The 18,618-nt window shown below is 69.3% G+C and carries 16 protein-coding genes and 1 riboswitch; of the genes, 12 read left to right on the top strand and 4 right to left on the bottom strand.

Annotated elements, in window-relative coordinates:
• The first annotated feature begins 205 nt into the window (after positions 1-205).
• From ACIBK8_RS35440 to ACIBK8_RS35395, 10 genes are all read left to right on the top strand, one after another.
• Positions 206-817 carry a CDP-alcohol phosphatidyltransferase family protein gene (locus tag ACIBK8_RS35440; RefSeq protein WP_393686720.1) on the top strand — a complete coding sequence of 204 codons (612 nt, stop codon included), beginning with the start codon at positions 206-208 and terminating at the stop codon, positions 815-817.
• Between the two features lie 114 nt (positions 818-931).
• A complete protein-coding gene (locus ACIBK8_RS35435; protein WP_399046759.1) occupies positions 932-3,427 on the top strand; it encodes a sugar phosphate nucleotidyltransferase in 2,496 nt (831 codons plus the stop codon).
• 75 nt (positions 3,428-3,502) lie between these two features.
• The gene (locus ACIBK8_RS35430) at positions 3,503-4,435 is read left to right on the top strand and encodes a DUF881 domain-containing protein (RefSeq protein WP_399046757.1); all 933 of its coding nucleotides are present in this window, start codon (positions 3,503-3,505) and stop codon (positions 4,433-4,435) included.
• A complete protein-coding gene (locus ACIBK8_RS35425; protein ID WP_003984969.1) occupies positions 4,432-4,764 on the top strand; it encodes a small basic family protein in 333 nt (110 codons plus the stop codon). The genes ACIBK8_RS35430 and ACIBK8_RS35425 overlap by 4 nt, the downstream gene beginning before the upstream one ends.
• A 137-nt stretch (positions 4,765-4,901) precedes the next feature.
• The gene (locus ACIBK8_RS35420; protein WP_399046762.1) at positions 4,902-5,792 is read left to right on the top strand and encodes a DUF881 domain-containing protein; all 891 of its coding nucleotides are present in this window, start codon (positions 4,902-4,904) and stop codon (positions 5,790-5,792) included.
• Positions 5,793-5,910: 118 nt separating this feature from the next.
• Positions 5,911-6,771 carry an FHA domain-containing protein gene (locus ACIBK8_RS35415; RefSeq protein WP_399046760.1) on the top strand — a complete coding sequence of 287 codons (861 nt, stop codon included), beginning with the start codon at positions 5,911-5,913 and terminating at the stop codon, positions 6,769-6,771.
• Between the two features lie 17 nt (positions 6,772-6,788).
• Positions 6,789-7,538, top strand: coding sequence for a MerR family transcriptional regulator (locus ACIBK8_RS35410; protein ID WP_399046755.1), 750 nt, complete (start codon positions 6,789-6,791; stop codon positions 7,536-7,538).
• A 53-nt stretch (positions 7,539-7,591) separates the two neighbouring features.
• Entirely contained in the window at positions 7,592-8,065 is a 474-nt protein-coding gene (locus tag ACIBK8_RS35405; RefSeq protein WP_006606439.1) for a bifunctional nuclease family protein, read from the top strand.
• 201 nt (positions 8,066-8,266) lie between these two features.
• Positions 8,267-8,872, top strand: coding sequence for a MerR family transcriptional regulator (locus tag ACIBK8_RS35400; RefSeq protein WP_399046753.1), 606 nt, complete (start codon positions 8,267-8,269; stop codon positions 8,870-8,872).
• A gap of 67 nt (positions 8,873-8,939) precedes the next feature.
• Positions 8,940-10,466: a DNA polymerase IV gene (locus tag ACIBK8_RS35395; RefSeq protein ID WP_399046752.1), complete on the top strand. Its 1,527-nt coding sequence runs from the start codon at positions 8,940-8,942 to the stop codon at positions 10,464-10,466.
• Here the strand turns inward: ACIBK8_RS35395 and ACIBK8_RS35390 are convergent.
• Positions 10,385-10,759, bottom strand: coding sequence for a PRC-barrel domain-containing protein (locus tag ACIBK8_RS35390; protein ID WP_399046751.1), 375 nt, complete (start codon positions 10,757-10,759; stop codon positions 10,385-10,387). The two genes, ACIBK8_RS35395 and ACIBK8_RS35390, sit on opposite strands and share 82 nt — an antisense overlap.
• Before the next feature lie 114 nt (positions 10,760-10,873).
• Positions 10,874-10,971: riboswitch (glycine riboswitch) on the top strand.
• A 186-nt stretch (positions 10,972-11,157) separates the two neighbouring features.
• Between ACIBK8_RS35390 and gcvP the strand changes: the two genes are divergently transcribed.
• Positions 11,158-14,043 (top strand): aminomethyl-transferring glycine dehydrogenase, encoded by a 2,886-nt coding sequence (gcvP, locus tag ACIBK8_RS35385; RefSeq protein WP_399046749.1) that lies wholly within the window; start codon positions 11,158-11,160, stop codon positions 14,041-14,043.
• A 69-nt stretch (positions 14,044-14,112) separates the two neighbouring features.
• Here gcvP and ACIBK8_RS35380 read toward each other — a convergent pair whose 3' ends face one another.
• Positions 14,113-14,319: a DUF5999 family protein gene (locus ACIBK8_RS35380; protein ID WP_308409344.1), complete on the bottom strand. Its 207-nt coding sequence runs from the start codon at positions 14,317-14,319 to the stop codon at positions 14,113-14,115.
• A gap of 346 nt (positions 14,320-14,665) precedes the next feature.
• Positions 14,666-15,283, bottom strand: coding sequence for a hypothetical protein (locus tag ACIBK8_RS35375; RefSeq protein ID WP_393686729.1), 618 nt, complete (start codon positions 15,281-15,283; stop codon positions 14,666-14,668).
• A gap of 538 nt (positions 15,284-15,821) precedes the next feature.
• On the opposite strand from ACIBK8_RS35375, the gene ACIBK8_RS35370 reads away from it, so the two are divergent.
• Positions 15,822-17,366, top strand: a complete 1,545-nt coding sequence (locus ACIBK8_RS35370; protein WP_399046748.1) for a glutamate-cysteine ligase family protein — start codon at positions 15,822-15,824, stop codon at positions 17,364-17,366.
• An 88-nt stretch (positions 17,367-17,454) separates the two neighbouring features.
• Here ACIBK8_RS35370 and ACIBK8_RS35365 read toward each other — a convergent pair whose 3' ends face one another.
• Positions 17,455-18,294, bottom strand: a complete 840-nt coding sequence (locus ACIBK8_RS35365) for a hypothetical protein (protein WP_399046746.1) — start codon at positions 18,292-18,294, stop codon at positions 17,455-17,457.
• Positions 18,295-18,618: the final 324 nt, after the last annotated feature.

Below are 18,618 nucleotides of genomic sequence, written 5' to 3'. Positions count from 1 at the left end.
GATGGTACTGCAGAGGGGACTCTGTGGGAGAGTAGGACGCCGCCGAACAATTTTTCAGCTCCGGTTCCTGGACCTTTTGGTTCAGGAACCGGAGCCTTTTTGCGTTCCCCGGAAGAGTTCGGACCGGACCCACGGTACGGAGCCGCCGGCCGTGCAGGTAAGGTCAGGGGGCATCATTGGCACATTTCCCACAGGAGGCCCCCGCGTGGAGGTCCAGGAGACGCGGGTCCAGACGGATCGCGTCCTCACCATCCCGAACATTCTGAGCATGGCGCGCCTGGTCGGTGTGCCGGTGTTCCTGTGGTTGATTCTCTGGCCGGAATTCGGCGGGCCCGAGTCGGCCAACCGCTGGGCGCTGCTGGTACTCGCCCTGAGCGGCGTCAGCGACTACCTGGACGGAAAGCTCGCCCGCCGCTGGAACCAGATCAGCAGCCTGGGGCGCATCCTCGACCCGGCCGCCGACCGGCTGTACATTCTGTCGACCCTGGTGGGGCTCACCTGGCGGGAGATCCTGCCGTGGTGGCTCACCGCGGCGCTGCTCGCGCGTGAACTCATGTTGTTGATCGCCGTCGGATTCCTGGGCCGGCACGGTTACGGCCCGCCGCAGGTGAACTTCCTGGGCAAGGCAGCCACGTTCAACCTCATGTACGCCTTCCCGTTGCTCCTCTTGAGTGTGGGAAGTGGCTGGCTCCAGACTCTCGCTGCTATTTTCGGATGGGCGTTCGCCGGATGGGGTACGGCGCTGTACTGGTGGGCAGGAATCCTCTACGTGGTTCAGGTCCGCCGGATCATCAGGGCGGACACCACAGCCGACTGAGCTCGCCGAACAGGCAAAACCCGTACTACCCGGTGCCCGTGCGTGAGAACAGTGGGCGATCTGGACGGGTGAAGTCGGCAAGACCGTCGTCTCTTAGAGGAGGACGCTTCCGACATGAAGGCCGTTGTGATGGCCGGCGGTGAAGGCACACGCCTTCGCCCCATGACGTCCAGCATGCCCAAACCGCTGCTCCCGGTGGCCAATAGGCCGATCATGGAGCATGTGCTCAGGCTGCTGAAACGGCATGGTCTCAATGAGACCGTCGTGACTGTGCAATTCCTTGCCTCGCTCGTCCGGAACTACTTCGGCGACGGGGAAGAGCTCGGAATGGAGCTCACCTACGCCAATGAGGAAAAACCTCTGGGCACCGCAGGTAGCGTGAAGAATGCGGAGGAAGCCCTCCGGGATGATGCTTTCCTCGTCATTTCCGGTGACGCGCTCACCGACTTCGACCTCACCGACCTGATCCGGTTCCACAAGGAGAAGGGCGCCCTCGTCACCGTTTGTCTGACGAGGGTGCCCAATCCGTTGGAGTTCGGCATCACCATCGTCGACGAAGCCGGCAAGGTCGAACGCTTCCTGGAAAAGCCGACCTGGGGCCAGGTGTTCTCGGACACCGTCAACACGGGCATCTACGTCATGGAGCCCGAGGTCTTCGACTACGTGCAACCCGATGTTTCCGTGGACTGGTCGGGCGACGTCTTCCCGCAGCTGATGAAGGAAGGCAAGCCGATCTACGGCTATGTCGCCGAAGGCTACTGGGAGGACGTCGGTACCCACGAGAGTTATGTGAAGGCGCAGGCCGATGTCCTGGAGGGCAAGGTCGATGTCGATCTCGACGGCTTCGAGATCTCTCCGGGTGTATGGATCGCGGAAGGCGCCGAGGTCCATCCCGACGCGGTCCTGAGAGGGCCGCTTTACATCGGTGACTACGCGAAGGTCGAGGCGGACGTCGAGATCCGCGAGCACACGATCATCGGCTCCAACGTCGTCGTCAAGAGCGGTGCCTTCCTGCACAAGGCCGTCGTCCACGACAACGTTTACATCGGCCGGCACACCAATCTGCGTGGGTGTGTGATCGGGAAGAACACCGACATCATGCGGGCCGCCCGGATCGAGGACGGTGCGGTGATCGGCGATGAGTGTCTCGTCGGCGAGGAATCGATCGTCCAGGGCAATGTGCGGGTCTATCCGTTCAAGACCGTGGAGGCCGGCGCTTTCGTCAACACCTCGGTGATCTGGGAATCCAAGGGGCAGGCGCATCTCTTCGGTGCCCGCGGGGTTTCCGGCATTCTCAACGTCGAGATCACGCCCGAACTCGCCGTGCGGCTCGCCGGGGCGTATGCCACGACGCTGAAGAAGGGCACCACGGTCACCACCGCACGCGACCATTCCCGTGGTGCGCGGGCGCTGAAACGCGCGGTGATCTCCGCCCTCCAGGCCAGTGCCATAGACGTGCGCGACCTGGAGAACGTGCCGCTGCCGGTGGCGCGGCAGCAGACGGCTCGTGGCAGCGCGGGCGGGATCATGGTGCGGACGACGCCCGGGGTGCCGGACTCCGTCGACATCATGTTCTTCGACGAGCGTGGCGCCGACCTCTCGCAGGCGAGCCAGCGCAAGCTCGACCGCGTCTATGCCCGCCAGGAATACCGCCGCGCTTTCCCGGGTGAGATCGGTGATCTGCGGTTCCCGTCCAGCGTCTTCGACTCGTACACGGGATCCCTGCTGCGGGCCGTGGACACCACGGGCATCGCCGATTCCGGGCTGAAGGTCGTCGTCGACGCGTCGAACGGCAGCGCCGGGCTGGTGCTGCCCAGCCTGCTGGGCCGCCTCGGGGTGGACTCCCTCACCATCAATCCCGGTTTGGACGAGTCGCGGCCGACCGAGACGGCCGACACCCGGCGCAAGGGGCTCGTCCGCCTCGGGGAGATCGTGGCATCGGCGCGGGCCGCGTTCGGCGTGCGCTTCGATCCCGTCGGTGAGCGGCTGTCCTTGGTGGACGAGCGTGGCCGGATCATCGAGGACGACCGTGCGCTGCTGGTGATGCTCGATCTGATCGCCGCGGAACGGCGCAGTGGCCGTGTGGCGTTGCCGGTGACCACGACGCGGATCGCCGAACAGGTCGCCGCGTATCACGGCACCCAGGTCGAGTGGACGACGACGTCGCCCGACGATCTGACGCGGGTGGGCCGTGAGGACGGCACCGTCTTCGGCGGCGATGGCCGGGGCGGCTTCATCATTCCGGAGTTCAGCAGCGTCTTCGACGGTTCGGCGGCGTTTGTGCGGCTGATCGGTCTGGTGGCCCGTACGCAGCTCACGCTGAGCCAGATCGATGCGCGGATTCCGCGTGCGCACGTCCAGCGTCGTGATCTGGCGACGCCGTGGGCGGTGAAGGGCCTGGTCATGCGGCATGTGGTCGAGGCGGCTGGTGACCGGTCAGTCGACACCACGGACGGGGTGCGGGTCGTCGAGTCGGACGGCCGCTGGGTGCTGGTGCTGCCCGACCCCGCCGAGGCGGTCACGCATCTGTGGGCCGAGGGGCCGGACGATGCCTCGGCTCAGCAGCTGCTGGACGAGTGGTCAGCGGTGGTCGACGGCGCCGGACGCTGAGGCCGGACCCCACCGGCGTGCCGGACTCGGCATGCCGGTGGGGCCATTGGGAGACCGTGCGGGCGACGTGCGACGATGTGCGGCATGTCGCAGCAGCGCCCCGATCGGAGCACCATCAAGAAGCCGGCTGCGCGCCCCGATGCGTCCATGTCGCTGCTGACGAACGTGATGGATCACAGCCTCGACGACGGCTACGCGGAGGTCGCCGCGCGCAAGTCCGCAGCCGGTGTGCGCGGCCTGCCCCGCACGCTGCGGGCGAAGTTGGGCCTTGCGGCGGGGCTGGTGCTCGCGGCGGTGGTGGTGACGGTCGGCGCCGCGCAGGCGCGGGTGTCGGCACCGACGCTGGCCAAGGAGCACGAGGAACTCGTCCACCGCATCCAGAAGGGCACCGGCGAGGCCGACGAGCAGCAGGAGCGGGTGGACGCGCTGCGGGACTCCGTCGATGCGATGCAGCGTGAGGCGCTGCGCAGACACGGCGGTGACAAGGCCGAGCTGCTGGCGCTGCTGGCCGGATCGACGCAGGTCACAGGCCCTGGGGTGAAGCTGGTCGTGGACGACGCCAAGGAAGCGGCGTCCAGTGGCGGTGGTCCCCGGGAGAGCAGTGGTTTCACCGACACCGGGCGGGTGCGCGACCGGGACATGCAGCGGGTGGTCAACGGCCTGTGGGGGGCCGGCGCCGAGGCGATTTCCGTCAACGGGCAGCGGCTTACGTCACTCTCGGCGATCAGAGCCGCAGGAGACGCCATACTGGTCGACAACAAGCCACTGGTGCCGCCCTATACGGTGCTGGCGGTGGGGGACGGGCAGCGGCTCAGCACCGCGTTCCAGGACAGCGCCGACGGCCGGTATCTGCACGTGTTGCAGGAGAACTACGGCGTACGCACCAGGATTTCGGCCGAGAGTGAGGTCAAGCTGCCGCCCGCGCCCAGTTTGATCGTACGTACAGCACAGCCGCAGGCCGGTGCCGCGAAGGCGGACGGCGCCGACACAGGGAAGGGCACATCGTGATCGCCGTACTGGGCCTCATCGTGGGAGTCGTGGTCGGGCTCGTGGTCCGACCCGTGGTGCCGACGGTGGTCGAGCCCTACCTTCCGATCGCTGTCGTCGCGGCGCTGGACGCCGTGTTCGGTGGTCTGCGCGCGATGCTGGACGGCATCTTCGACGACAAGGTCTTCGTCGTTTCCTTCCTGTCGAACGTCGTGGTGGCCGCGCTGATCGTGTTCCTCGGCGACAAGCTCGGCGTCGGCGCCCAACTCTCCACCGGCGTCGTCGTGGTGCTGGGAATCCGGATCTTCTCCAACGCTGCCGCGATCCGCCGGCACGTCTTCAGGGCGTGAGGCGGATGGCTACCGACGAGACCCCGGAGCCGGAGCGGGCGCAGGAGCCCGGCGAGAGCCCCCGGCCCGGTGACGCGCCCGGACGTGAGCGGGCGGCGGACGCGGAACCGGCGCGCGGTGCGGCGGACCGGCGGCCGATGCCTCCGGAGAGCCGTGGTGCCCCGCAGCGGGCCGGTGCGGAGGACGGGGACGGCGGTGGTGGTCCGGCTGCCTCGGTGCCCGGTGAGGACGTGACGGCGTCCTCCGTTCCGTCATCGTCGCAGGCCCCGGAGGGCACGGAAGAGGACGGTAAGGCTCCGGACGAGCCGCAGACCGGCCGGCAGCGGCTGCGTGCCAGCCTGTGGCCGCCGCGGCTGACCCGCGCTCAACTGATCGTTGCGGTACTCCTGTTCATTCTCGGCCTCGGCCTGGCGATTCAGGTACGTTCCACGAGTGACAGCAGTGCGCTGCGGGGTGCGCGCCAGGAGGACCTGGTGCGGATCCTGGACGAACTGGACAATCGCTCGCAGCGGTTGACGGACGAACAGCGGCGCCTGGAAGGACAGAAGACCGAGTTGGAGAACAGCTCGAACCAGGCCGAGGAGGCCCGAAAGCAGACCGTGGAGAAGGAACAGCAGCTGGGCGTGCTGGCCGGGACCGTCGTGGCCCAGGGGCCCGGCATCAATCTGACCATCGATGACCCGACGCACTCCGTGGAGGCGGACAAGTTGCTGGACACCATCCAGGAGTTGCGTGCGGCCGGCGCCGAGGCGATCCAGGTGAATGACGTACGGGTGGTCGCGAGTACCGCTCTTTCGGATGTCACGGGCGGGGTGCAGATCGACGGCAAGCGGGTCACGCAGCCGTACCGGTTCAAGGTCATCGGCAAGCCGCAGGACCTGGAGCCGGCGCTCAACATCCCTGGTGGTGTGGTGCAGACGCTGGAAAAGGAGCAGGCCACGGTGGATGTGACCCGAGTGGGGAAGATCATTGTGGACGCCTTGCGAGAGGCGAAGCGGCCTGACTACGCTCGGTCGTCATCGCAGTGAGAGAGACGCGTATGGGGAGAGCCCGGGGAGGGCATGAAGTAGCGGGGGGTCGACGCACCGTGTACGTGGTGCGTGGTGGAAACTGTCTGAAGGCCACGGACGTTCACAGGATGTCCGGATCGGCCGGTGTGTGCATCGAGGGTTCGTCCTGCCCCACGGGCGGGTCTGTTTCGTTCAAGGGGAATCGCCCGTGAAGTTGTTTGCAAAGCTGTTCGGCAAGAGCGCACGACAGGAGGGCGGCAGCGGCTCGGCGCGGCACCGCGCTCCGCGCCAGTCCGACGAGAGCGGCTCCGGCGAGGACCGTCCGCTCTTCCGCGACGAGGTCGCGGGTCCGGCCGGTGGTGTTTCCGGAGGCCACGGCGCGGGTTCTGTTGACCCTTCCGGTCCCGGCCGCATAGGTTCCCAGGATCCGTCGACGTCGGGCACGGATGGAGGGTCGGCCTTGCCGGTTTGTACGAGGTGCGGTCACCGGAACGCCGAGGCGAGCCGGTTCTGCTCCAACTGCGGTGCGCCGCTGCGCGCGGGCGCCAGGCCCGAGCGCGCATCCGAGACGACATCGACCATCTCCATCTCGGGCCTTGAGGCGTACGACGCGGAGGCGACGGGCCAGACCCTGACCCCGTCGTTGTCCCCCGAGGCCCAGGCGGCCGTGGACGCCCTGCCGTTGGGCTCGGCGCTGCTGGTCGTGCGCCGGGGTCCGAACTCCGGCAGCCGGTTCCTCCTGGACGGCGAGCTGACCACGGCGGGCCGACACCCGCAGGGCGACATCTTCCTCGACGATGTGACGGTCTCCCGCCGCCATGTGGAGTTCCGTCGCGGTCAGGACGGTGTCTTCACGGTCTCCGACGTCGGCAGCCTCAACGGCACCTACGTCAACCGTGAGCGGATCGACTCCGTCGCCCTTGCCAACGGCGACGAGGTGCAGATCGGCAAGTACCGCCTGGTCTTCTACGCGAGCCAGCGAGGCGCCGGTATCTGACCGGCCGGGGAAGGTATATGCGCCATACACCGACAGGCGGTGCCGGTACGTCCGGCACCGCCTCTTCGGACGGCAAGCCGGTGAGCATCGGCGCGGTGCTCACCAAGCTGCGCGAGGAGTTTCCCGAGGTCACGATCTCCAAGATCCGTTTCTTGGAGGCCGAGGGACTCGTCGAGCCGACGCGTACACCGTCCGGGTACCGCAAATTCACCGCTCAGGACGTCCATCGGCTGGCGAGCATCCTGCGCATGCAGCGGGACCACTATCTGCCGCTGAAGGTCATCCGGGAGCATCTGGACGCCCTGGAGCGCGGTGAGCCGGTCCAGCTCCCGGCTCCGGCCACCCCGTCCCGGGATCTGGTGGAGGGGGTGCACGGGCCCGACGAGGAGCGTCCTACGGCGGTCCGTATCGGCCGTGCGGAGCTGCTGGCTGCCGCCGAGGTCGACGAGGCCGCGCTGACCGACTGGGAGGCGTACGGGCTGATCGTGCCCGATGCGGACGGCGGTTACGACGTCGAGGCGGTCACCGTGGCCAAACTGGTGGCGGATCTCGGCCGTTTCGGATTGGAACCGCGCCATCTGCGGGCCGTGAAGGCGGCTGCCGAACGTGAGGCCGGCCTGGTGGAACAGGTGGTCGCACCTCTGCGGCGGCATCGCAATCCGCAGACCAGGGCGCATGCGGAGGCCACCGCGAGGGAGCTGGCGACGCTGTCCGTACGGCTGCACGCGGCACTGGTCCAGGCCGCGCTCCGGCTCCGTCTCCCATGAGCAAAAGAGTGCCCGACTACCCAAACCTGCCGGGCACGTCCTAGGGTTGCTGTGTGAACGAGCTCGACGTCGTGGGTGTCCGGGTGGAAATGCCTTCCAGCCAACCGATCGTGCTGCTACGGGAGGTGGGAGGCGACCGCTACTTGCCCATTTGGATCGGGCCGGGGGAGGCCACCGCCATTGCTTTCGCCCAGCAGGGCATGGTCCCTGCCAGGCCGCTGACGCATGACCTTTTCAAGGACGTGCTGGAGGCGGTGGGCCAGGAGCTGACGCAGGTCCGCATCACGGATCTGCGCGAGGGGGTGTTCTATGCCGAACTGGTCTTCGCCAGCGGGGTGGAGGTCAGTGCCCGTCCGTCCGACGCGATAGCGCTGGCGCTGCGCACCGGAACGCCGATCTTCGGTACCGACGGTGTGCTGGACGACGCGGGCATCGCGATCCCGGACGAGCAGGAGGACGAGGTGGAGAAGTTCCGCGAGTTCCTCGACCAGATTTCGCCCGAGGACTTCGGTACCAACAGTCAGTGACAGCGGCCGGGCCGGAGAATTCGGCCACGGCCGTTCTCTTTCGGCCAACCTGCTACGCGTTCCCCGTCCGGAGTCACGGGAAACCACTCGTGGGGTGATTATCACTCGGCGTGGCGAGCGCGGCGATCGTTGACGCACCCCGAGTGACTGCATACCGTCGATATGCAGGTCCCGTCCGGGACGTGGAGGACGGAGGGCGGCGTGGCAATCACCGGCGACGGTACGGCGGCGGAAGGGGCGTTGCCGCTCCATTCGAATGTGGCGGCGAACCGCACCCCGGTACAGACCGCGGCGGTGTCGGGGGACCGCGAGGCGGAGACCATCGGCTACCGCGGCCCGACCGCGTGCGCCGCAGCCGGCATCACCTATCGGCAGCTCGACTACTGGGCGCGTACCGGCCTGGTCGAGCCGAGCGTCCGCCCCGCTTACGGCTCCGGTACCCAACGGCTCTACAGCTTCCGCGACGTCGTCGTCCTGAAGATCGTGAAGCGGCTGCTCGACACCGGTGTCTCGTTGCAGAACATCCGCACCGCGGTTCAGCACCTGCGCGCGCGCGGGCTGGCCGATCTGACGCGGATGACGCTGATGAGCGACGGCGCGACCGTCTACGAGTGCACCTCGCCCGACCAGGTCGTGGACCTGCTCCAGGGCGGGCAGGGCGTGTTCGGTATCGCCATCGGCGTGGTGTGGCGGGACGTGGAGAGCACGCTGTCGCAGCTGCACGGTGAGCGGGTGGACACCGGCGAGACCCTGATCGGGCAGAACCCGCACGACGAGCTGGCCCGGCGGCGCAACCGCGCCGGCTGACCCCGGCGGACGGCTCCGCGGCCCGGCTCGGGGCCGATTGTCAGTGGTATGCGGCAGCATCGGTCTTGTGAGACCAGCGCCGACGATTCTGCATCTCGACATGGATGCGTTCTTCGCAGCCGCCGAGCAGGCGGCCAAGCCGAGCCTGCGCGGAAAGCCCGTGATCGTCGGCGGGATCGGGCCGCGTGGGGTCGTGTCCACCGCGTCGTACGAGGCGCGGGTCTTCGGGGTGCGGTCCGCGATGCCGACCGCTCAGGCGCGTCGGCTGTGCCCCAACGCCGCTTACTTGAGTCCGCGCTTCACGGTCTACCGCCAAGTGAGTGGCTTGGTGATGGAGCTGCTGCACGCTCTGTCGCCGTTGGTCGAGCCGCTGAGCCTGGATGAGGCGTTCGTCGATCTGGAGGCCGGTGGCGTCGCCGCCGAGACGGCGGCCGTCCGTGCGGTGGGGGAGCAGCTGCGGCGGGACATCAGGGCCGTCACGGGCCTGACCGGTTCGGTGGGGCTGGCAGGCGCCAAGATGCTGGCCAAGATCGCGTCGGAGGCGGCCAAACCGGACGGCCTGGTGGTGATCGAGCCGGGCACCGAGCGGGAACTGCTGGGGCCGATGCCGGTGCGTACGCTGCCCGGGGTCGGTCCGGCGACTGCCGAGGCGCTGCGCAGGGCCGGGATCGCGACGGTGGCCGAGACCGCGGAGGCGGGTGAGGCGGAGCTGGTGCGGCTTCTGGGGCGGGCGCACGGCGCGGGGCTGTACGCCATGGCGCTGGGCCGGGACGACCGCCCGGTGGTGGCCGAGCGCGACGCGAAGTCGGTGTCGGTGGAGGACACCTTCGACGTTGACCTGACCGACCGGACGCGGGTGCGGTCGGAGCTGCTGCGGCTGGCCGACCGTTGTGTGCAGCGGCTGCGGGCGGCCGGCCGTTCCGGGCGCACGGTGGTGATCAAGGTGCGGAACTACGACTTCTCGACGCTGACCCGGTCGGAGACGCTGCGCGGGCCGACGGACGATCCGTCGGTGATCCGCGAGGCCGCCACCCGGCTGTTGGAGACCGTCGACACCACGGGCGGGGTGCGGCTGCTCGGTGTGGGGGTGAGCGGCCTGGCCGACTTCACGCAGGAGGACCTGTTCGCCCAGGCGGCGACGGAGCGGGAGGCCGTCGAGGCGGCTCTGGCGGCCCAGGCGGCCCAGGCGGCGCCTGCGGTGGAGGTGGCGGGGCAGGGTGAGCCGGAGCCGGCGGAGGAGGCGCGGCCACGGGTCTGGCACCCCGGGCTCGATGTGGTTCACGAGGAGTTCGGCGCGGGGTGGGTGCAGGGCAGCGGTGTGGGGCGGGTGACCGTACGGTTCGAGCAGCCCTGGTCGGCGCCCGGGAGGGTGCGGACGTTCGCCGTCGACGATCAGGCGCTGCGGCCCGGGGAGCCGTTGCCGCTGGTGGGTGGGGATCCGGCCGCGCAGCCGCCGCCGGGCGCCGTGGTGGGGCCCGTGGTGCGCCCGGCGGCGGGCGGCGGGCCCGCGTCTCAGTCGTCCGTTCCGGCCACCCGTCCGAAGCCCTGGTCGGCGGGTGCGGAGGCCGGAGGGGAGGAGATATCCAGCCGGTAGTGGTGGTAGAGCTGGAGTTCCTGTTCGGGGGAGAGGTGCCGGCCGACGCCGAAGTCGGGGGCGTCCTTGATCAGCTTGCGGTCGTACGGGATGTGCAGTCCCTCGTCGACCACCTTGCTGGGTTCCAGGGGGACGAAGGCGTCGCGGCTGAAGAGACCCGTGCGTACCGCGGCCCATTCCGGCTCTCCGGTGGCGTCGTCGAGATACACCTCGTCCACGGTGCCGATTTTGGCTCCGTGGCGGTCGAATGCCTTGCGGCCGATCAGGCTCCGGGGATCGATATCGGTTTGCACGGCCCCTCCAACTGGTCGCAACTGCCTTGTGACAACTACCAAACGGCACATTTCATGCCTCGGCCACTCGAAGGATCTCTCGGATGACGCGCTGGTAGGCTGGCAAATGGCCGCAGACCCCATGCGGGAGAGTCCTTTGCCGTTCGCGGCGGGGGCGCCGAAGGAGCAAATCCTCCCCGGAATCTCTCAGGCACACGTACCGCATGGACGAGGTCACTCTGGAAAGCAGGGCGGGCCACGGGCGATGCAGCGCGGAACCCCTCCTCACCGACGGTGAAAGCCGGTCTGCGGGCGTGGGCCGGTGAAGCTCTCAGGTTGAGATGACAGAGGGGGAGGCCGTCCGGGCACCAGTGCCGTGGTGCCCCTCGTAGGTCGCTGAGACCAGGAGGCCCCCGCAGATGACCACCACACGCATCTCCTTGACCGAGCTGGAGCGCGGTACGCCCTTCGAACAGCGGCACATCGGCCCCGACCACGCGTCGCAGGCCAAGATGCTCGCGCAGGTCGGTTTCGGCTCGCTGGACGAGCTGACCGCAGCCGCCGTGCCCGACGTGATCAAGAGCGCGGAGGCGCTGGACCTGCCGCAGGGCCGCTCCGAGGCGGAGGTCCTGGCGGAACTGCGCGGTCTCGCCGACCGCAACAAGATTCTCTCCCCGATGATCGGCCTCGGCTACTACGGCACGTTCACCCCGCCGGTGATCCTGCGCAACGTGATGGAGAACCCCGCCTGGTACACGGCGTACACGCCCTACCAGCCGGAGATCTCGCAGGGCCGCCTGGAGGCGCTGCTCAACTTCCAGACCATGGTCGCCGACCTGACCGGGCTGCCGACCTCCGGAGCCTCCCTCCTGGACGAGGGGACCGCAGCGGCCGAGGCCATGGCGCTGTCCCGCCGCGTCGGCAAGGTCAAGCAGGGCGTCTTCCTGGTCGACGCGGACTGTCTGCCGCAGACCATCGCCGTCATCCGGACCCGCGCCGAGCCGACCGGCGTCGAGGTCGTCGTCGCCGACCTGAGCGAGGGGATCCCCGCCGAGATCGCCGAGCGTGGCGTCTTCGGCCTGCTGCTCCAGTACCCGGGTGCATCCGGCGCGGTCCGTGACCCGCGTGCCGTCATCGCGCAGGCGCAGGAGCTGGGCGCGGTCGTCACCGTCGCCGCCGACCTGCTGGCCCTGACGCTGCTCACCTCGCCCGGTGAGCTCGGCGCGGACATCGCGGTCGGCACCACCCAGCGTTTCGGCGTCCCGATGGGCTTCGGCGGGCCGCACGCCGGGTTCATGGCCGTACGGGAGAAGTTCGCCCGCAGCCTGCCGGGGCGGCTGGTGGGAGTGTCCGTCGACGCCGAGGGCAACAAGGGCTACCGCCTGGCGCTGCAGACCCGCGAGCAGCACATCCGCCGCGAGAAGGCCACCAGCAACATCTGCACCGCGCAGGTGCTGCTGGCCGTCATGGCGGGCATGTACGCCGTCTACCACGGGCCTGACGGGCTGGCGGACATCGCACGGCGCACCCACCGTTACGCCACGATCCTCGCCGACGGTCTGAAGGCCGGCGGCGTGCAGCTCGTGCACGACGCGTACTTCGACACCCTCACCGCGCGGGTTCCCGGCCGGGCCGCCGAGGTCGTGGCCGCGGCCCGCGAGGCCGGTGTCAACCTCCGCCTGGTCGACGCCGACCTCGTCGGTATCGCCTGTGACGAGACCACCGGCCGTGCGCAGCTGGCCGGTGTCTGGGGTGCCTTCGGCGTCGAGGGCGATGTCGAGCGGCTGGACGCGGCTTCGGCCGACGCGCTGCCCGAAGAGCTACGGCGGACCAGCGGGTACCTCGGCCACCCGGTCTTCCACCAGCACCGTTCCGAGACCGCGATGCTGCGCTACCTGCGCCGCCTCTCGGACAAGGACTACGCGCTGGACCGCGGCATGATCCCGCTCGGCTCCTGCACGATGAAGCTGAACGCCACCACGGAGATGGAGCCGGTCACCTGGCCCGAGTTCGGCCAGCTGCACCCGTTCGCACCGGCCGCGCAGGCGCAGGGCTACCTCACGCTGATCCAGGAGCTGGAGGAGCGGCTGGCCACGGTCACCGGCTACGACAAGGTGTCCATCCAGCCCAACGCCGGATCGCAGGGCGAACTCGCCGGTCTGCTGGCCGTGCGGGCGTACCACCGGGCCAACGGCGACGAGCAGCGCACCGTCTGCCTGATCCCGTCGTCCGCGCACGGCACCAACGCCGCCAGCGCCGTGATGGCCGGGATGAAGGTCGTCGTCGTCAAGACCGGCGATGACGGTGAGGTCGACACCGACGATCTGCACGCCAAGATCGAGAAGCACCGCGACGAGCTGGCCGTCCTGATGGTCACCTACCCGTCCACGCACGGTGTGTTCGAGGAGCACATCACCCAGATCTGCGCGGCCGTGCACGAAGCGGGCGGTCAGGTGTACGTGGACGGCGCGAACCTGAACGCGCTGGTCGGGCTCGCCGAGCCGGGCACGTTCGGCGGCGACGTCTCGCACCTGAACCTGCACAAGACCTTCTGCATCCCGCACGGCGGTGGCGGTCCCGGCGTCGGCCCGGTCGGCGTCCGCGCCCACCTCGCGCCGTACCTGCCCAACCACCCGTTGCAGCCCACCGCGGGCCCGGAGACCGGCATCGGCCCGATCTCCGCCGCTCCCTGGGGCTCGGCCGGGATCCTGCCGATCTCCTGGGCGTACGTCCGGCTGATGGGCGGCGAGGGCCTCAAGCGCGCCACTCAGGTCGCGGTGCTCGGAGCCAACTACATCGCCAAGCGTCTGGAGCCGCACTACCCGGTGCTCTACACCGGTCCCGGCGGGCTGGTCGCGCACGAGTGCATCATCGACGTCCGGCCGTTGACGAAGGCGACCGGCGTGAGCATCGACGACGTCGCCAAGCGGCTCATCGACTATGGCTTCCACGCGCCGACGATGTCGTTCCCGGTGGCCGGCACGCTGATGATCGAGCCGACCGAGAGCGAGGACCTCGGCGAGCTCGACCGGTTCTGCGACGCGATGATCGCGATCCGCGCGGAGATCGAGAAGGTCGGCTCGGGGGAGTGGGACAAGGACGACAACCCGCTGCGCAACGCCCCGCACACGGCGAGCGCGCTGGGTGGCGACTGGACCCACGGCTACACCCGTGAGGAGGCCGTCTTCCCGGCCGGTGTGGTGGCGGCGGAGAAGTACTGGCCGCCGGTGCGCCGCATCGACGGCGCCTTCGGTGACCGCAACCTCGTCTGCTCCTGCCCGCCGCTGGAGGACTACGACAGCTGACGTACCGGCGCAGCAAGAAGGGCCCTCGGCAGTTCTGCCGGGGGCCCCGTTGTTTCCGTGGGTGCCGCGTCAGACGGTGGTGGCGAGCCGTGATCCGCCGATCGGCCGGTGCGGCGCGATGACCTGCCCGTCCGGCAGAAGCTCACCGGTGTCCTCGAAGAGGAGGACGCCGTTGCACAGCAGGCTCCACCCCTGTTCCGGGTGATGGGCCACCGGATGCGCGGCTTCCCGGTCGGTGGATTCGGCTGACGGGCAGGGCGGCTGGTGCTGACACATGGATGTTGTCTTTCGCTGCGGGTCGGTGAACGTTGTTGTGCGGCTCGATGAAGTCGTCATGGCCGCTTCCCCCGTTTCCTTCGGTTCGGTCCCAGTGTTGCCCCGCGGACGGAATTCCGCAGGGATTTCGCCGCAGTGGTACGCACTCGATAGGGACGCGTCACCCGTGCGGGCGGTTGCTCCCAAATGCGCACCCTCTGAAGGGTGTTGGTGGTGATAGCGGCGGTCAGGTCCGCGCGGGTGAGCGCAGCCGAGCGCCCCGCGGCCGGAAGGGCTCGCGGGGCGCTCGGCTGTGCGACGGCGTGCGCCGTGTCAGGTTCGGGGCGTGCGGATGCGGCGTGCCGGGTCAGGCGGTGGAGCCGAGTGCCGACGGGCCGAGCGGCGCCTGGCCGAGGAGCGGGGCGGGGGTGAGGCGGCGGGTGAGCCGCGGCAGCAAGTCGGCGACCCGCTGCGGGAGATGGGCGGCGATGCCGGGCGGCGCGGGCGCCAGCGGCACCAACAGGTCGCCGGCGGCGGGCAGTCCGGTGGTGCCGTCGGACGCGATGTCGTGGTGCAGCCACAGCGTGACCATGTACAGCTCCGGCACGGAGAGCAGGCGCGGTTGGTACGCGGCGCTGAGTGACTCGGCCTGGACCAGGGCCTGTTCGGTCGCGGTGACGTACGGGCCGCTGCAGAAGTGCGAGAACGTCCAGCCGTCCGCCGTGAGCCTGGCCTCGGCGGCTGCGACCGGACGCTCGCCGCCGCGTACCAGGAAGCGCCAGCCGGCCAGCCGGGTGTGCGGCGGGCCGCCGGCCTGGCCGATGCCCTTCAGGACGTGGACGGGGAGCGGTTGGTCGGCGCTCAGCGGGCCCTGGTGGGAGCGCAGGGCGGGGGTGCGGGCCTCGCGGACGGCGGTGGGTGAGCCGAGGGCGGCGAGGACGCTCCGCAGGGCCGGCGGGGGTGCGGCAGGAATGTGCAGCGGCATGGTGGGTCGCCTCTCACTTGGGAGACACGGTGGTGCGGGTAAACGCGGACGACGCTGTCAGCGTGCGGGGTCAGAGCCTGGCCGGCCGCTGTGCTCGGCGCATATGCGGGCAACGCGGCACTGGGCACCAAGTCTCTGCCTCGTCAGCGAAGTTTATACGACACTTGTTCAGTCGGTGTTTCCGCTAGCCGTTTCGTGAATTTACGGCAAGGCGAAATCAGGACCCGCGGGAGAGGTGTTTTCCGCCTCTTTGTGCGGGGGGTCGTTCGCGGTGCCTTGCCATTCCTCTTCCGCGCGGTAGGCCGGATTTCGTCGGCGTTTCTCACCAGAGAAATGCCGGGAGCGATTGCCGCCGTGTTGTGCCATCGGAATGTGCCAGAGTGCTCTGTCGCTCCAGCCTATCGGTAACGGAACGCCCCTGAGGCGTTATTGATCAGATTGCGGGGCATCATCGACCGTGACGCGTGCCCCGGCGGTGCCGGGGACGGCCCCGAGCGGCCCGTTGCCGCGGGCCGTTCACTTGAGGAAGGACCCTTCGATGGGGGAGAAGGTCGCTGCGGACGGCATCGGTCCGGCGGACCGGGAGCGTTATCGAAGAAAGCTTCACGAGTGTCTTGAGGCGCTGTCGAGGCTCTTGGGGGAGAAACGGTTCGATCGCCCGAAAAATCTGGTCGGTCTGGAGATCGAGCTGAATCTGGCCGGTGCCGACGGGCTGCCCAGGATGATGAACTCGCAAGTGCTGGAACGTATCGCCAGCCGGGATTTCCAGACCGAACTCGCCCGGTGCAACCTGGAAGTGAACATCGCGCCGCACCGTTTGCACGGACAGGTGCTCGGCCACCTCGCGGAGGAACTCCGTACCGGCCTCGCCTACGCGGACCGTAAAGCCGGCGAAGTGGCGTCCCGCATCGTGATGATCGGCATTCTGCCGACGCTGCACTCCGCGGATCTCACGGTCGCCAGCCTCTCCGAAATCGACCGCTACGTCCTGCTCAACGACCAGATGCGCGCGGCCCGCGGCGAGGACTTCGCGCTCGACATCCAGGGTGTCGAGCGGCTGGTCGCCCGGTCGCCTTCGATCGCGCCCGAGGCGGCCTGCACCTCCGTCCAACTGCACCTCCAGGTGACGCCTGGCCGCTTCGCCGCCGTCTGGAACGCGGCGCAGGCCATCGCCGCGGTGCAGGTGGCCGTCGGCGCCAACTCGCCGTTCCTCTTCGGCCGCGAGCTGTGGCAGGAGTCGCGGCCACCGGTCTTCCAGCAGGCCACCGACACCCGGCCGCCCGAACTCCAGGCCCAAGGGGTGCGCCCGCGCACCTGGTTCGGCGAGCGCTGGGTCGACTCCGCGTACGAACTCTTCGAGGAGAACGTCCGCTATTTCCCGCCGCTGCTGACGATCTGCGGACCGCAGGAGCCGCTGGCCGTCCTGGCGGACGGCGGGGTTCCGGACCTGGCGGAGCTGGTGCTGCACAACGGTACGGTCTACCGCTGGAACCGGCCGGTCTACGCGGTCGCCGACGGCGTACCGCACCTTCGGGTCGAGAACCGCGTGCTGCCCGCCGGGCCGACCGTCGACGACGTCGTCGCCAACACCGCGCTGTACTACGGCCTGGTGCGGGCGCTGGCCGATGAGCCCCGCCCGGTGTGGACACGGCTGCCGTTCGCCGCGGCTGCGGAGAACTTCGACACTGCCTCCCGGTACGGCATCGACGCGACGCTGCGCTGGCCCCGGCCGGGGCGGGGCGGCCTCGCGGAGATACCGGTGGTGCGGCTGGTGCGCCAGGAGCTGCTGCCGCTGGCCGCCGCGGGACTGGACGCGTGGGGTGTCGAACCCGCCGACCGTGACCGCTATTTGGGGATCATCGAGCAGCGTTGCGCACGCCGGATGAACGGCGCCTCCTGGCAGGTCGCCGCGTACCGTCACGCCGTGCACCAGGGTCTTGAGCGGGACGCGGCGCTGGCCGCGATGACCCGCCGCTACAGCGAACTGATGCAGACCGGTGACCCGGTGCACACCTGGCCGGTCGCCTGGCCCGTCGCGGAGGGAACCGTTCCGGGGGCGCGCCGCCCGGCCGGGCACCCCTGACCGTGGCCCGCTCGTGGCGCCCCTCGGCAGGTATGTGGGCGGCGCCCCGGGGCCAGGGAAGCCGGGCATACCCGGGTGACGTCGAGGGCTACTCGCCGACGTCGAACCGCAGTTGGAAGTTGCCGGAGGCGTCCCGCCTGATGCCGCCGCCCGTGATGCGGAAGGAGCTGTTGTTCCCGGTGTGCCTCTTGAGTTCGTTGAACGTGGAGACGATGTTTCTCGTGGACTTGCCGTTCACCGTGGTGAAGACCTGGTCGTAGGTGGCGTCGCCCTCCTTGTACTCCAGGTCGTCCTTGCCCTCGGGCAGCAGGCGGCCGAGCGCTGCCTTGGCCTCTTCGCCTGAGATGTTCTGCCGGAAGATGCTGTCCGGGAGCCTGTCCGGTACGTCGGCGGGTCCGGTGGATTCCTGGAGCGCCTTCGTGGCCAGCTTCTTGAGCTGCCCGTCCGACTTGCCGACGGTCTTCTCGAAGAGCGCCACGGCCTGGGACCACTGGTGGATGAACGCCTCGCTGGCCGTGTACTTCTCCTGCGGGGCGCGGTAGTTCTCCATCATCACCGCGACGCTGCCCTGGCCGTCGCGCCCGTAGAGGTTGTGGAAGTGCCCACCGGACTGCGGAGCCTTGCTCGTCGGATGCGTGGCGTGCTCTTCGTAGTCCGGGGTGGTTTCGTCCATGTCGTACATCTGGTCCCGGCCGGGGAGCGGTCGCCCGAACGTCGTGAGGGCTCCCGACCGGCGCGCCGACATGCCCTCGCGCTTGTCGGGGTCCGCCATGGCACCGGCGTACTCCCCCAGCCGTTCCGGTGCGGGGGCCCGCCCTGCGCGCTGCACCGGTACGCCACCGCCCGATGCGCCGGAACTCCGTACGAGACGCGACACGGCGCTGTTGCCCACCGTGCGCTGGAGCGACATCAGTGAGTTGGCCGTCAACCGCTCCGTACCGAGCCGGGGGGCCGGCGCCGGGGGCCGCCGGGCGCTGCCGGATGCCCCTTTCCGCTCGGGGCTCTGCGGGACGGGCCGCTGTCCACGGGCACGCACTTGTCCTCCAAAAGGTCTGGAGTATCGATCCAAGCCGCTCGCCGGCGTGGCGTCCAGGCCCCGGAGGGCAGCCGCGGGTGCCTCCTTCGACGTCCCTTCGGGCAGCTCGGGGAGCACGCGGGCTAGGGCGCTTCTGACGGATCTCCGCGGCGTCGCGGCGTCTGGCACGCACGCTCGCGGCGTTGCCGCAATGTCCCCATAGCTCCGCTATGAAGA

The organism is Streptomyces sp. NPDC050161 (assembly GCF_044460025.1).
In the GTDB taxonomy this organism is placed as follows: Bacteria; Actinomycetota; Actinomycetes; order Streptomycetales; family Streptomycetaceae; genus Streptomyces.
This window is presented reverse-complemented; position numbering and strand designations above follow the sequence as displayed.